Below are 13,345 nucleotides of genomic sequence, written 5' to 3'. Positions count from 1 at the left end.
TGAAGCAACCAGCTCAGCGGCTACTACTGATTCCAGCGCCGCTAAGAGCCAGGCTTCCAGTGCTAGTTACAGCGAAGCTTCTAGCTCAACGGCTACTACTGACTCTAGTACCGCTAAGAGCCAGGCTTCCAGTGCTAGTTCCAGTGAAGCTTCTAGCTCAACGGCTACTACTGATTCCAGCGCTGCTAAGAGCCAGGCTTCTAGCGCTAGCTCCAGCGAAGCTTCTAGCTCAACGGCTACTACTGAGTCCAGTGCCGCCAAGAGCCAGGCTTCTAGTGCAGATTCAAGCAATGCGACTAGCAGCACCGTGACTACGGTCGTCACCAGCGACATTAGCGTCGTTGATGCCGCCAAGTCAGCGGCCGCTGCGACTTATGCTGCTACTGGCAAAGCACAAACGGTCGTAGCAGTTGCGGATGCTGTCACCGCAGCACAACCGACATTCAGTTCAACGGATCGGCTCCAAGACTTTATTGAGAGCGTCGAATCTGGTGCGATTGCAGGTTGGCAAAAGTACGGGGTACTACCGTCCGTTACGGTAGCCCAGGCCATCTTGGAAAGTGGTTGGGGTTCCTCCTCCCTTTCCACACAGGCACACAACCTCTTTGGTATTAAGGCTGACCCTAGCTGGACTGGTGCCAAAGTTAACTACCCTACTCAGGAATACGTTAACGGCCAGTACGTGACAATCAACGACTACTTCCGGGCCTACGCCAACAACTCTGATAGTGTTGAAGATCACGGTGCCTTCCTTAAGGACAACTCACGGTACAACAACCTGATTGGTAACACTGACTACCGATCAGTGGCCAAAGATTTGCAGGCCGACGGGTACGCAACCGCCCCAACATACGCCCAGTCACTGATTGGACTAATTGAGATGTACAACCTCACTGCTTTGGATAGCATCGCCCTGAGCGGTAACAGCGTGTCCGGCCACGCAACCAGCAGTACGAGTGCCAACACGGCGACTAACAGCGCTACTAATGGCGGTACCGGTGCAGCAGGTTCTGGTAATGGCAATGGCTCAACCAATGGTAACTATTACACGGTACAGTCCGGTGATACACTGTCAGGAATTGCGAACCAGTTTGACACGACGGTTGCCACCTTGGCCCAGTTAAACAGCATCCAAAATGTCAACCTGATTCACCCGGGCGATTCACTCTTGGTCAAGCAAGACACGAACGCCGCTACTACTGCTCCCTCTAGCGCGGCCACGACCACCAAAGCAGCGGCAACCGCACCATCTACCGCTGCTAAGACAGCGGTAGCGACTACGACCGTGGCAACGACAACGTCGACTACACCGACCGCCACAACCGCAAAGACGAGCGTGACTCCGGCTGCAGCCGTCACACCGCAAGTACGCATCTTCGTTGACGCAACTTCCACTACGTCCGACGCAGCCAAGTCTACTGATTCCGATTCAGCAGCAAGCACGACACCAACTAGTAGTGCGGCCGCATCACAGTCCAGCGAAGCACCATCGTCCGCAACAGACACTACGGATAAGACACCGGCTTCCTCTGCGGCCTCTAGTGCTGGTAGTAAAGCAACAGACAAAGCTACTGATGGTACCGGCGCTCCCGCAGTTAAGCCTCTGACGCAAAGTGGCACGCAGGGCGACACCACCTCTCAGTTGGACAACAAGAAACCTGAATCCACGGACGGACCGTCTGCTCAGGTAGTTCAGACAAGCAGTCGTTCATCCCAAGCAACTTACCCCCAGACTAACGACGATACGAATCGCGCTGCGGCCCTTTCCGGCGTTGGGGTCTTCCTCACCCTCTTCGGACTTGGTGCTATTAACAAGAAACGCCGTCAGGACGATTAATTCATTACATTAGTTTAATAATCTTGTATCATGTTTGGCCACGTCGTTGAGCGACGTGGCTTTTTTGGCCGTGCTAAAGCATTGACACCCCTGTTTCTAGGCGAAGGGCCCAGGACATGGTACATATCCCGCTCGATCTGACTACGGTGAAACCAGTAAACACTACAGTCTCTCGCACACGCTCAGCGGGTGCCCCGAGTATCAGTGAGTATCTGCTAAAGCACTAACTCTCTGCATAAAAAAAGCGCCCCGTCACCATTTAGGTGACGGGGCGCAGTCGTTAAGGATTAATCAGTGATGAAGTCTGAGACTACTTCACATTCAAGTTCTTAACGTTGTAGAAGGAATCGATCCCACGGTACTTAGCAGACTTGCCAAGCTGGTCTTCGATCCGCATCAACTGGTTGTACTTAGCGATACGGTCAGTCCGGCTCATAGAACCAGTCTTGATCTGACCCGCGTTAGTAGCAACAACCAGGTCGGCAATCGTGGAGTCTTCAGTTTCACCGGAACGGTGGGAAACAACGGCGCTGTAGCCGGCTTCCTTAGCCATTTCGATTGCTTCGAAGGTTTCAGTCAAAGTACCGATTTGGTTCAGCTTGATCAGAATGGAGTTAGCAACGCCCATGTCGATACCCTTCTTCAGGTAGTCAGTGTTCGTTACAAACAGGTCATCGCCGACCAACTGAACTTTGTCACCGAGCTTAGCGGTGATCTTCTGCCAGTCTTCCCAGTTGTTTTCATCCAATGGGTCTTCGATGGAAACGATTGGGTACTTGTCAACGAAGCTGGCGATCAAGTCGATGAATTCGTCAGTGGTGTAGTGCTTGTCTGGGTCACTCCAACGCAGAACGTAAGTGCCAGTTTCAGCATCGTACAATTCGGAGGAAGCAACGTCAAAGGCCAAGGCAACATCTTCACCAGGCTTGTAGCCGGCGTTCTTGATGGCTTCAACCAGGATTTCGAAGGCTTCTTCGTTGTCCTTCAGGTTAGGAGCAAAGCCACCTTCGTCACCGACGGAAGTGATGTCACCCTTGGACTTCAGGAGTGCCTGGAGTGCGTGGAATGTTTCGGAACCCATACGGATGGCTTCGCGAACAGTCTTGGCACCAACAGGCATGATCATGAATTCCTGGAAGTCAATCGTGTTAGTGGAGTGTGCACCACCGTTGATAACGTTCATCATTGGTGTTGGTAGCACGTAGCTGTTAGGACCGCCAAGGTATTCGTACAATGGCAGGCCCAGTTCGTCAGCAGCTGCACGAGCAGCAGCCAGGGAAACACTCAAGATAGCGTTAGCGCCCAGCTTGCCCTTGTTAGGAGTACCATCCAGGTCAATCATGGCCTGGTCGATTGCACGCTGGTCGGTAACGTCCATACCGATAACAGCCTTTGCAATCTTGTCGTTAACGTTAGCAACGGCCTTCAGTACACCCTTGCCACCGAAGCGGTCCTTGTCACCGTCACGCAGCTCAACGGCTTCGTGTTCACCAGTGGAAGCACCGGAAGGAACCATACCGCGGCCAAAGCCACCGTCTTCCGTGTACAATTCAGTTTCAACAGTTGGGTTGCCACGGGAGTCCAAGACTTCGCGAGCATAAACATCTGTAATGATAGACATGTATATTGTCTCCTTTTCTGAGTATGACTACATTTTAACTAATCGGTAACACTTAGTCGAGGCATTACCGGGTCGTAACCGAAAATTAGTCTTGGAAGTGAGCCAGGGCCAAGAAGCTTTCTGGGTCCATGGAAGCGCCACCGACCAAACCGCCGTCGATGTCTTCCTTGCTCATCAGTTCCTTAACGTTAGCAGGCTTAACGGAGCCACCATACTGAATACGAACGTTCTCAGCAGTCTGTTCGTTGTACAGGGAAGCAACCGTCTTACGGATGTGTGCACACATCTCCTGGGCCTGGTCGGCCGTAGCGGTCTTACCAGTACCAATTGCCCAGATTGGTTCGTAGGCAATTACCAGGGAGCTAACCTGTTCAGCAGACAAACCGTCAAGGGCAGCCTTGATCTGACCTGCAACCCAACTCTCTGCGTCGCCGGCTTCGCGCTGTTCCAGCGTTTCACCACAGCAGATAATTGGGAGCATGTTGTTGCGGAAGATGGCCTTAGCCTTCTTGTTGATATCCTCGTCCGTTTCCTTGAAGTACTGGCGACGTTCAGAGTGACCAATCACAACGTAATCAATGCCCATTTCGGAGAGGGCCTTAGGGCTGGTTTCACCAGTAAAGGCACCTTCATCTTCAAAGTAGCAGTTTTCAGCCGCAGTCTTGAGGGGCTCGTCCTTGGAGAACCAAGTCAAAGCGTTCAGGTCAATGGCTGGTGCAGCAATAACAGTTTCTACTTTGCTAGCATCTGGCAGCTTGCCCTTGATACCTTCAAGAAACTCCTGGGTTTCCTGAGGGTTCTTGTTCATCTTCCAGTTACCGGCAATAATTGGGGTACGCATGGATGTAAAACTTCCTTTCGCTTGAACGTGTCGCCGCCTGTGACGGCTACACTAGTCCTACTTGTTCGAAATAGCAGCGATACCTGGCAGTTCCTTACCTTCCAGGTATTCAAGGCTAGCACCACCACCAGTGGAAATGTGGGTGATCTTGTCAGCGATGCCCAATTCCTTAGCAGCGGCAGTCGAGTCACCACCACCGATGATCGTAGTTGCATCCTTCAATTCACCGAGAGCCTTACCTACTTCGTAAGTACCCTTAGCAAAGTTGCTCATTTCGAACACACCCATAGGGCCGTTCCAAACGACAGTCTTGGCACCATCAAGTGTCTTCTTGAACAGGTCAATCGACTTGGCACCAATATCAACGGCCATGTAGCCATCAGGAATGTCGCCTTCAACCGTCTGTGCTGGGGAATCGTTGTTGAATTCCTTAACGATGACGTTGTCAACAGGCAGAACCAGCTTGTCGCCGGCTTCTTCCATAATCTGCTTAGCCAGTTCAATCTTGTCCTTTTCAACCAGGGAGTTACCAATCTTCAGACCCTTAGCTGCGTAGAACGTGTAAGTCATACCACCACCAACAATAATCTTGTCAGCCTTAGGTACGAGGTTACGGATAACACCAATCTTGTCAGACACCTTGGCACCACCCAGGATGGCAACGAATGGGTGCTTAGGGTTCTGAACGGCGTCGCCCAAGAACTTGATTTCCTTTTCCATCAGGAAGCCAGCAGCCGTTTGTGGCATGTTGGACGCAATCCCCACGTTGGAGGCGTGAGAACGGTGTGCAGTACCAAAGGCGTCGTTAACGAACAGGTCGCCCAGGCTAGCCCAGTACTTGCCCAATTCAGGGTCGTTACCGGATTCCTTCTTGCCGTCCAAGTCTTCAAAACGGGTGTTTTCCATAACCAGAACGTCGCCGTCGCTCATCTTGTCGATAGCGTCTTCCAGTTCCTTACCGCGAGTAGCTGGGACAAAGGTAACGTCCTTCTTCAGCAAGTCGCCCAGGTGCTCTGCAACTGGACGCAGGCTCAACTTAGCCTTGTCGTCTTCAGTCTTAATACGGCCCAAGTGGGAAAGCAGAATAGCCTTGCCACCATGATCGATTACGTACTGAATAGTTGGCAGAGCGGCAACAACACGGTTGTCATCACCAATCTTACCGTCCTTAATCGGCACGTTAAAGTCCACGCGGATAAGAACCTTCTTGCCCTTGACATCAAGGTCAGAAACAATCAATTTTGCCACGAGATAAAGCCTCCTAAATATATTAGTTAACTATTTTAAGTACCGTCCGCAGTCGCCTACGGACGTGCATACACCACCCGTACCGAAAAAAAGAAAGCAGAGGGAGTAAACCTCCCTCCGCTCTCGGCAGTGCGGTGTTGCTTATTTATCGCAACGCGCGACTAAATTAAATTAGTCAGCCAGCTTTGCGAAGGCAAGCAGGGTACGAACCATCTGGCAAGTAAAGCCGTATTCGTTGTCGTACCAAGCAACCGTCTTAACCAACTGGTAGTCACCGGCAGTGGTAACTTCAGTCTGGGTTGGGTCGAAGATGGAACCGTAAGTAGTACCGATAACATCGGAAGATACGATTTCGTCTTCGTTGTAACCGAAGGATGGGTTGTCAACAGTGTGCTTCTTGATAGCTTCGTTAACTTCGTCAGCAGTAACCTTAGTCTTAAGGATAGAAACCAATTCAGTCAGGGAACCATCAGGAACAGCAACACGCTGTGCGTGACCCTGCAACTTGCCGTTCAGTTCTGGGATAACCAGGCCGATAGCCTTGGCAGCACCAGTGCTGTGAGGAATAGTGTTGTAGGCAGCAGAACGTGCAGCACGCTTGTTACCACCACGTACAGGGGCATCCAGAAGCTTCTGAGTACCAGTGTAGGCGTGGACAGTAGTCATAGTACCTACTTCAAGGCCGAATTCCTGGTTCAGGAAGTAAGCCATAGGTGCCAAGCAGTTAGTCGTGCAAGAACCAGCAGAAACGATCCGGTCGTCAGCAGACAGAGTGTCGTGGTTTACGTTGTAAACGATAGTCTTGATCTTGCCGGCAGGAGCAGAAATCAGGACACGCTTTGCACCAGCGTTGATGTGGGCCTGGGCCTTCTCTTCGGAGGTGTAGAAACCAGTACATTCAAGGACGTAGTCAACACCGTCGTTCTTAACCCAAGGAATGTTGTTTGCGTCTGGTTCAGCGTAAACAGGGTATTCCTTACCATCTACAACGATGGAGTGGTCAGTAGCACTGATCTCGCCAGGGAAAGTACCGTGGGTTGAGTCGTACTTCAGAAGGTGTGCCAACAGTGCTGGAGTAGTCAAGTCGTTGATAGCGACAACTTCAATATCACTGGACTTTGCACCCAATTCGTGAATCCGACGGAAAGCCAAACGGCCGATACGGCCGAAACCGTTGATACCAATCTTAACAGTCATGCCAAAATTTCCTCCTTTAGGAAATAAAAAAGTTTTATTTTAAAGGGCGTCTAACCCATTAAAATCGATTGTGCAGCACCCGCATCCGTGATTAGCCACGTTTGCTTGGGTGCGTGTTGCATGTACGCCTGAATTGCTTGGGCCTTACTTTGCCCACCAGCAATAGCAAAGACGTACGGAATCTGATCAAGATCCTTAATTCTCAAACCGATTTTCGGGATCTTGTAAACCACGCTGCCATTCGCATCAAAGAAAGTTCCAAATGCTTCGGCGACCGCGTGATGGTCGCGCAACTTCTGCAGAATATCATCCGACATACGTCGGCGTTCCGCCATTGCTAACGCTTCCCCTACACTATGAATGACTACGGAGCTCTTGTCAATGAGTGCTAAAACTTCCTTAACACTCGGCTCATTCAACAATGGTTGGTAGGTCTCCGCACTCACATTTTCCGGGATGTACAACACCCGGTAAGTGCCGCCGGTCGACTGTGCCATCGCCGCCGCAACTGAGTTGGCCTGAATGGCAACCGTCTCACCTACACCGCCACGAGCAGGGACAAAGGTTAACTCCCGCCCCGCAGACAGCTGGTAATTCATCCGACTGGCCGCACGGGCAAGCGTGGTGCCACCCATGACGGCAATAATCTGCTCGCCCAAGGGCAACATGAGTTGCATCGTTTGTGCCAGCGCCGTGCCCATATCGTCAAGCACCCGCGCGCTTTGATCAGCATCCCCCGGCACAATCAGTACATGGTCGATACCCAAGCGTTCAGCCAACTGTTTCTCGCTGTCCTGAACTCCCAGCATCTCGTTCATGAATTGATCCATACTTGCAAAGACGTCCCGGCCCCGTGCGGTCATCACCACACCACTCTTCGAGCTGTCCAGGAGCCCCTGCTGCCGGAGAAAATCAATGTCCGTGCGCATTATTCGTTCCGATACGTGCATCTGGTCGGCAAGTGACCGTCTCCCCACCGGTTCCATCCAACTAACGTACTGAAGAATCTGATAGCGTTTCGTCACCATCGCGACCATATCGGGGGCGATTGATTCCAGCCATGCGAATTCTGAGTTCATTATGCGTTCCTTCTTCGAGTGGGACGTTATGCGTCCAATAGGCCCAAATTATGACCCATCGTTAGCAAAAAAATTAAGGATTACCGGTCTGTATCCGCTCTCCTTACCAACGATTATTATTATAGCACGCCCGCCACCATAATCAAGCTTTTGCCGGTCAAAGCCGCTCATAAACACGCAAAGATTCGTCTTTACGTAAACTTTGTCCCCATATTCAAAAAATAGTTCGTGTTTAATGGTACAAGTGGGGGCTTAATCGGCCATTTTGCCATTTTGAAGTTCGTTCAACCACTAATGCTGATTTAATAATTGGTCAATTCCCGCCAAGCGGGTCTCTCAGCGTCCCTAACAACAAATAGTGAGCAAAGAAAAAGCACCGCCAATGAGCGGTGCCCTGCGCTAACAACCCACAAGTGGATTGTTAACCGTGACTACTACTGATCGTTATTCTTGTTGATAAGAATGTCATCAATCAGACCGTAATCCTTCGCTTCCTGAGCGGACAGGTAGTGGTCGCGTTCAGTATCTGCACGGACCGTTTCGATGTCCTTGCCAGAAGCATCAGCCAACATCTTAGTCAGCTTTTCCCGAGCCTTCAAAATTTGCTGTGCGGCAATTTCGATTTCGGTTTGCTGGCCCTGTGCACCACCTAATGGTTGGTGAATCAGAACTTCGGAGTTAGGTAAGGCAAAGCGCTTGCCCTTCGTCCCGCATGCCAACAATACGCTGGCCATTGATGCGGCCATGCCGATAGCGATGGTCTGAACATCAGACTTGATGAAGTTCATCGTGTCCAAAATTGCCAGCCCGGAAGTAATGACCCCACCTGGTGAGTTAATGTACAGGTAAATGTCCTTCGTGTTGTCCTGGGCATCCAGGAACAGCAACTGTGCAATGATGGAATTTGCCATCTGGTCGTTAATTTCACCAGACAGCATGATAATCCGGTCCTTTAACAGACGGGAATAAATGTCGTAGGCGCGTTCGCCACGACTAGTTTGCTCAATAACTGTAGGTACAAGCATGGTTTGTCCCCCTTTGGTTGATAACCTTTATTTTAGCACTAATCGGAATACAGTGCTAAGACTACACTAAACGTCAGCAAAGGTCAAACGTTTAGTACGCAAAATTTGTACTTGCGAAGTGATGGATTGTGCGACAAAAAAAAGCCCGATTGCGCGGACTTTTTCTTTGTACTACCTTGTGTTAAATACCTCTATACTGCGCAGCCCGGGAGTCGAACCCGGATTTCGAGAACCGGAATCTCACGTGCGATCCATTACACTAACCGCGCAAAAGTACTTAACTATATTATCGAACAAACAAGCAAAATGCAACCGTGTATTGCAATTAAGTTGCTCATAAATCAAAAACCACAACTCTACGCGATTAAGCCCCTTCGTTACGAACCCGGTCCGCCATTTCGTTAAGCTTACGTAGCCGGTGGTTGATTCCCGATTTTGAAATGACACCGCCCGGAGCCATTTCGCCCAACTCTTGTAGCGATACGTCGGGATGAGCGAGGCGCAAAGTGGCCGTTTCACGCAAGCGTGGCGGCAGGTTATCCAGTCCCACGCGTTCCTCCAGAAAATTAATGTTCTCAATCTGCCGTTGCGCGGCATCAATCATTTTGTTCAGGTTGGCTGTCTCACTGTTCACCAGCCGGTTGACCGAATTACGCATGTCGCGGATAATCCGGACGTCTTCAAACTTCAACATGGCGTTCGTCGCACCCACAACGTTGAGAAAGTCGGCAATTTTTTCCGCCTCTTTGAGGTAAGCAATATAGCCACTGCGCCGCTGCACCGCACGCGCGTTGAGATCAAAGTGGTTCATCATCGCCAGAATGTCATCGTTATGATCCTCATAGAGTGAATATATTTCCAGGTGGTAACTACTGGTCTCGGGATTATTGACGGAGCCCCCGGCCAGAAAGGCCCCGCGCAAATACGACCGCATGCGTTGCGGCTCCGAAGTAATTTTTGGTGACACAGCGGTGTTAATGGTTAACCCCGTCGCATCAAGGATATCCATATCCTGCAACATGGGCTGTACCCCTTGCACCAACCGCACGACGTACTGATTATTCTTCTTCAGCTTCATCTTACGTCGTACACTAAGCGTAGCCTCTTGCTGATAGACCTGCTTAATGAGCGAATAAATTCGACGAGCGATGGCCGGATTTTCAGTCACGACGTCCAACCCCAGCTGGTGCCGAATAATCGTCAGCGTTCCGTTCATACGAATTAACGCGGACAGCTCCGCCTTGGCGTGCTCCGGGTGCACCTCAAGTTGCGTTAGTTCCTTCTTAACCGTACTGGCAAAACTTGCCACGGGATCAGCCCCTTCGCTGCGAACCCACCTGCAAAGCTAGGTTCAAGATTTCTGTTGCTACCTTCCGCCCATCGTGGAACACGCCCCCATCGCGTAACTCCAGAAAGTCGGAGGAAATAACCCGGCAGCCCATCGAGCGCAAACTCGCGTAGTCAGACTGCACCGGCGTGGATATTTCCACGTACCGATCGCGATCCAAGTAGTTTGCTGGCACCGGTTCAATGTTCACCAAAACTGTGTCCACAAACTTCTTCCCCAGGTGACGCTCCAATACGCGGACATGATCGGCGTCCGTGAAGCCCTCAGTCTCACCCTTTTGCGTCATGATGTTGACGATATAAATCACTTCGGCTTTGGTCTTAAGGACCGCGTCCCCTAAATTATGAATCATCAGGTTCGGCAAAATGCTCGTGAACAGACTACCCGGTCCTAAGACCACCACGTCGGCATCCATGATGGCCTGAACAACTTCTGGCTCCGCTGCCGGTGTCTCACCGTGCGCGGGGCCCTCATAGGTTTGGGTTACCCAGACGCGCCGAATGTGCTTGCCGGCGGCGGTGATTTCAGCCTCACCGGCTAGCGTAGTCCCGTCAGTAAACTCTGCATTAAGCGTCAACGCCTGCTTACTTGCGGGGTAGACGTGGCCGTCGACCTTTAAAATCTTACTCAGTTCCTGTACCGCGCCAAAGACGCCGCCGCGCATCTCAGCCAGAGCAGCGATAATCAGGTTGCCCAACGCATGGCCGCTAAAAAACGCGTCATCGCTTTTGAAGCGGTACTGAAACAGGTCGAGGTACAAATCTGGCTGCTCGGATAACGCAGCCAACACGTTCCGGATATCGCCAGGCGGCACCACGTTAATGTAGTTACGAATAACGCCGCTCGAACCACCATCATCCGCGACGGTTACCACCGCCGTCACGTCCGCATCTTGCTCGTGGAGACTCTTCACGATGACCGGCAAACCAGTCCCACCACCAATCACAACGACTTTGGGCCGGCGACCGTGAATCACGCGTAACTTTGACTCTATTTCGCTCATGACCGGTTCACCCCCTCCTTGTGTTTATGCACGTCCCGGTGCGATACGTCCACAGTGTACTGCTCCTTGAGGTGCTCCCCAATCCGGCGGGCAAAGGCGACGCTGCGGTGCTGGCCACCCGTGCACCCAATCGCAATCGTCAGGCTGGTCTTACCCTCCTTGACGTACGCCGGCATGATGGTATCCAGCATCGTCACGTATTGCTGGTAAAACTGCTCGGCCAACGGGTTACCCATGACGTAATCATATACACCTTGATCCAATCCCGTGTGCTGCTTCAGTTCGGGAATGTAGAAAGGATTCGGCAGGAACCGCACGTCCATCACGATATCCGCATCGATGGGCAAACCGTATTTAAAGCCAAAGCTCATGACCTCAACGTGGAAAGTGGTCTGCTTCTGCGTTTTAAATTCCGTGAAGAGCCGCTCCCGCAACTCACGGGGCGTCATCGTGGTCGTATCAATGACAATATCGGCGTGGTGCTTAAGGTCAGCCAATAAATCCCGCTCCTTGGTAATGCCGTCCATGAGGCGTCCGTCCATTGCCAGCGGGTGGGAGCGCCGCGTCTCTTTATACCGTGAAACCAACTCGCTGTCGGTAGCGTCCAGAAAGACTATCCGGAGCGTTAACCCCGGCTTATCGCGCATGTCGACGAGAATGTCACCCATCTGGTCGTAAAATGCGCGGCTCCGCAGGTCGACAACCAACGCGACTTTGCTAACCTTACCCGTCTGCTGCATTAACTCCCAGAATTTAGGCATCAATGCTGGCGGCATGTTATCGACGCAAAAGTAACCGAGGTCCTCGAAACTTTGCATGGCCACCGTCTTGCCGGCACCAGACATCCCCGAAATGATGACAATTTCCATTTTTTCTGCCAAGTTCATTTCCTCCGTATCTATCCGTCCCATAGTATACCAAATAAACCGCGTGACTACTGGAATACTCGCGGCCAGCGCACCCATAACAGTTAGTGCAACCGAATAATTAACGCGACAAGAAGGCCACCACCCGTCAGTATTAACCCTACGGATGGTGGCCGAATTCACATTAATTTTGACTAACGGGCCCGGGCAAACGCCACCACGATGGCGTTGATCCCAAAGATGATGAGATAAATGGACACGATGCTGGCCAGGGAGACGGCGGCCAGCACTGGTTGCATAAACAGCAACAGCGCGAAGAATAGCGTCAGTACGTCCAGAATAATGGAAACAAGCATCCAACCCATCCCGAAGCCGCGGAGGTGCCCCACGTTCAGTAAGTTGGTGACCGAATCGATGAGGAACCACGCGGCGAACAGCGCGGTTAGGCCGGCAATACCGGCGGGCACGTTGAACAGAAACAGAACTCCCAGAACGAGGTCAATCACACCAGAGAGCAGTGACAACCACGAGAGGCGGGGATTAAATTCCCGCAGGTGGGTGAAACCGGCCAGGATGGTGATACCCCGAATAATAGCGATGCTAGCAAATAACAACGTCAAAGTAACCAAGCCAATTTGCGGATGACGGATAAAGAAGACGCCCGCGACAATGAATAGTACCCCGGTAAGCAATTCGCCCCAGTCGAAGCCCCAGGCCCTGCGTGTGTTGAACATAACGATCCCTCCAATTTACCTTTTGCCTTTACTAGCATTGTGCAGGTATTGGGGGGAAAAGGCAAGAGAGAGCGCAGCCCCGCGGTTAGAAACCAGAGTATAAGTAAGACCGGGCTAGAATCCCGCTCTTGGATTCTTGTCCGGTTTTACTTATACGTCGGTTTCTGCGGGGCGGAGCTCGTTTAGAAGACAGAGAGCGCAGCAGGCCGTTTAGAAAGCAGAGTATAAGCAGACCCGGACGAGAATCCCGCTCTTGGATTCTTGTTCGGGTCTGCTTATATGTCGCTTTCTGGCCTGCGGAGCTCGTTTTAATAAGCACGACTAACGCAGGAGCGCCGCAGCATCCCCAGCAATTTACCGTGAGTGTACAGTTGTGCTTTTGGTGCTAATAACTTCCGTGTCGCTTTCTGTGAAGCTACACTCGTTTGAACACACAGCCCCACCCCAAGCCGCCCCCAGTCCCTCGCAACCATCGCACTAACCTCCGCGCTCCGCCCCCAAAATCCAAAAAGTGGCGGGTTCCGATTCCACCGAATCGCACCCGCC

The 13,345-nt window shown here is 51.7% G+C and carries 11 protein-coding genes and 1 tRNA gene; 1 reads left to right on the top strand and 11 read right to left on the bottom strand.

Translation table 11 applies throughout. From position 1 onward, the window contains the following. On the top strand, positions 1-1,837 hold a 1,837-nt coding region (locus LPA02S_RS07820; protein WP_061777623.1), incomplete at its 5' end, for a glucosaminidase domain-containing protein. Between the two features lie 310 nt (positions 1,838-2,147). Here LPA02S_RS07820 and eno read toward each other — a convergent pair. The 11 genes from eno to LPA02S_RS07765 all read right to left on the bottom strand — a co-directional run bounded on the left by eno (position 2,148) and on the right by LPA02S_RS07765 (position 12,799). Beyond that, on the bottom strand, positions 2,148-3,458 hold the full coding sequence (gene eno, locus LPA02S_RS07815) for a phosphopyruvate hydratase (protein ID WP_056956583.1): 1,311 nt from the start codon (positions 3,456-3,458) through the stop codon (positions 2,148-2,150). Between the two features lie 85 nt (positions 3,459-3,543). Then, entirely contained in the window at positions 3,544-4,299 is a 756-nt protein-coding gene (gene tpiA, locus LPA02S_RS07810; protein WP_056956582.1) for a triose-phosphate isomerase, read from the bottom strand. A gap of 57 nt (positions 4,300-4,356) precedes the next feature. Then, complete coding sequence (locus tag LPA02S_RS07805) at positions 4,357-5,547, bottom strand: phosphoglycerate kinase (RefSeq protein WP_056956581.1); 1,191 nt, start codon at positions 5,545-5,547, stop codon at positions 4,357-4,359. 171 nt (positions 5,548-5,718) lie between these two features. Then, complete coding sequence (gene gap / locus LPA02S_RS07800; RefSeq protein WP_056956580.1) at positions 5,719-6,744, bottom strand: type I glyceraldehyde-3-phosphate dehydrogenase; 1,026 nt, start codon at positions 6,742-6,744, stop codon at positions 5,719-5,721. 50 nt (positions 6,745-6,794) lie between these two features. Then, positions 6,795-7,823 (bottom strand): sugar-binding transcriptional regulator, encoded by a 1,029-nt coding sequence (locus LPA02S_RS07795; RefSeq protein ID WP_054650339.1) that lies wholly within the window; start codon positions 7,821-7,823, stop codon positions 6,795-6,797. A 434-nt stretch (positions 7,824-8,257) separates the two neighbouring features. Continuing rightward, positions 8,258-8,848: an ATP-dependent Clp endopeptidase proteolytic subunit ClpP gene (gene clpP / locus LPA02S_RS07790; protein ID WP_054650341.1), complete on the bottom strand. Its 591-nt coding sequence runs from the start codon at positions 8,846-8,848 to the stop codon at positions 8,258-8,260. Positions 8,849-9,045: 197 nt separating this feature from the next. Beyond that, positions 9,046-9,117: transfer RNA gene (locus LPA02S_RS07785), tRNA-Arg, on the bottom strand. A gap of 95 nt (positions 9,118-9,212) precedes the next feature. After that, entirely contained in the window at positions 9,213-10,157 is a 945-nt protein-coding gene (gene whiA, locus LPA02S_RS07780; protein WP_056956579.1) for a DNA-binding protein WhiA, read from the bottom strand. A gap of 4 nt (positions 10,158-10,161) precedes the next feature. Continuing rightward, positions 10,162-11,199: a gluconeogenesis factor YvcK family protein gene (locus tag LPA02S_RS07775; protein ID WP_056956578.1), complete on the bottom strand. Its 1,038-nt coding sequence runs from the start codon at positions 11,197-11,199 to the stop codon at positions 10,162-10,164. After that, entirely contained in the window at positions 11,196-12,080 is an 885-nt protein-coding gene (rapZ, locus tag LPA02S_RS07770; protein ID WP_056956577.1) for an RNase adapter RapZ, read from the bottom strand. Before rapZ ends, LPA02S_RS07775 begins: the two co-directional genes overlap by 4 nt. A gap of 179 nt (positions 12,081-12,259) precedes the next feature. Beyond that, positions 12,260-12,799, bottom strand: a complete 540-nt coding sequence (locus LPA02S_RS07765) for an HdeD family acid-resistance protein (RefSeq protein ID WP_054650344.1) — start codon at positions 12,797-12,799, stop codon at positions 12,260-12,262. Positions 12,800-13,345: the final 546 nt, after the last annotated feature.

Origin of the sequence: Lacticaseibacillus pantheris DSM 15945 = JCM 12539 = NBRC 106106, assembly GCF_001591865.1 — a bacterium.
GTDB classification, from domain to species: domain Bacteria; phylum Bacillota; class Bacilli; order Lactobacillales; family Lactobacillaceae; genus Lacticaseibacillus; species Lacticaseibacillus pantheris.
This window is presented reverse-complemented; position numbering and strand designations above follow the sequence as displayed.

Coding starts and splice junctions, on each gene's coding strand:
- eno (WP_056956583.1), bottom strand. CDS start 3,458: ATGTCTATCATTACAGATGTTTATGCTCGCGAAGTCTTGGACTCCCGT.
- tpiA (WP_056956582.1), bottom strand. CDS start 4,299: ATGCGTACCCCAATTATTGCCGGTAACTGGAAGATGAACAAGAACCCT.
- gap (WP_056956580.1), bottom strand. CDS start 6,744: ATGACTGTTAAGATTGGTATCAACGGTTTCGGCCGTATCGGCCGTTTG.
- LPA02S_RS07795 (WP_054650339.1), bottom strand. CDS start 7,823: ATGAACTCAGAATTCGCATGGCTGGAATCAATCGCCCCCGATATGGTC.
- clpP (WP_054650341.1), bottom strand. CDS start 8,848: ATGCTTGTACCTACAGTTATTGAGCAAACTAGTCGTGGCGAACGCGCC.
- LPA02S_RS07775 (WP_056956578.1), bottom strand. CDS start 11,199: ATGAGCGAAATAGAGTCAAAGTTACGCGTGATTCACGGTCGCCGGCCC.
- LPA02S_RS07765 (WP_054650344.1), bottom strand. CDS start 12,799: ATGTTCAACACACGCAGGGCCTGGGGCTTCGACTGGGGCGAATTGCTT.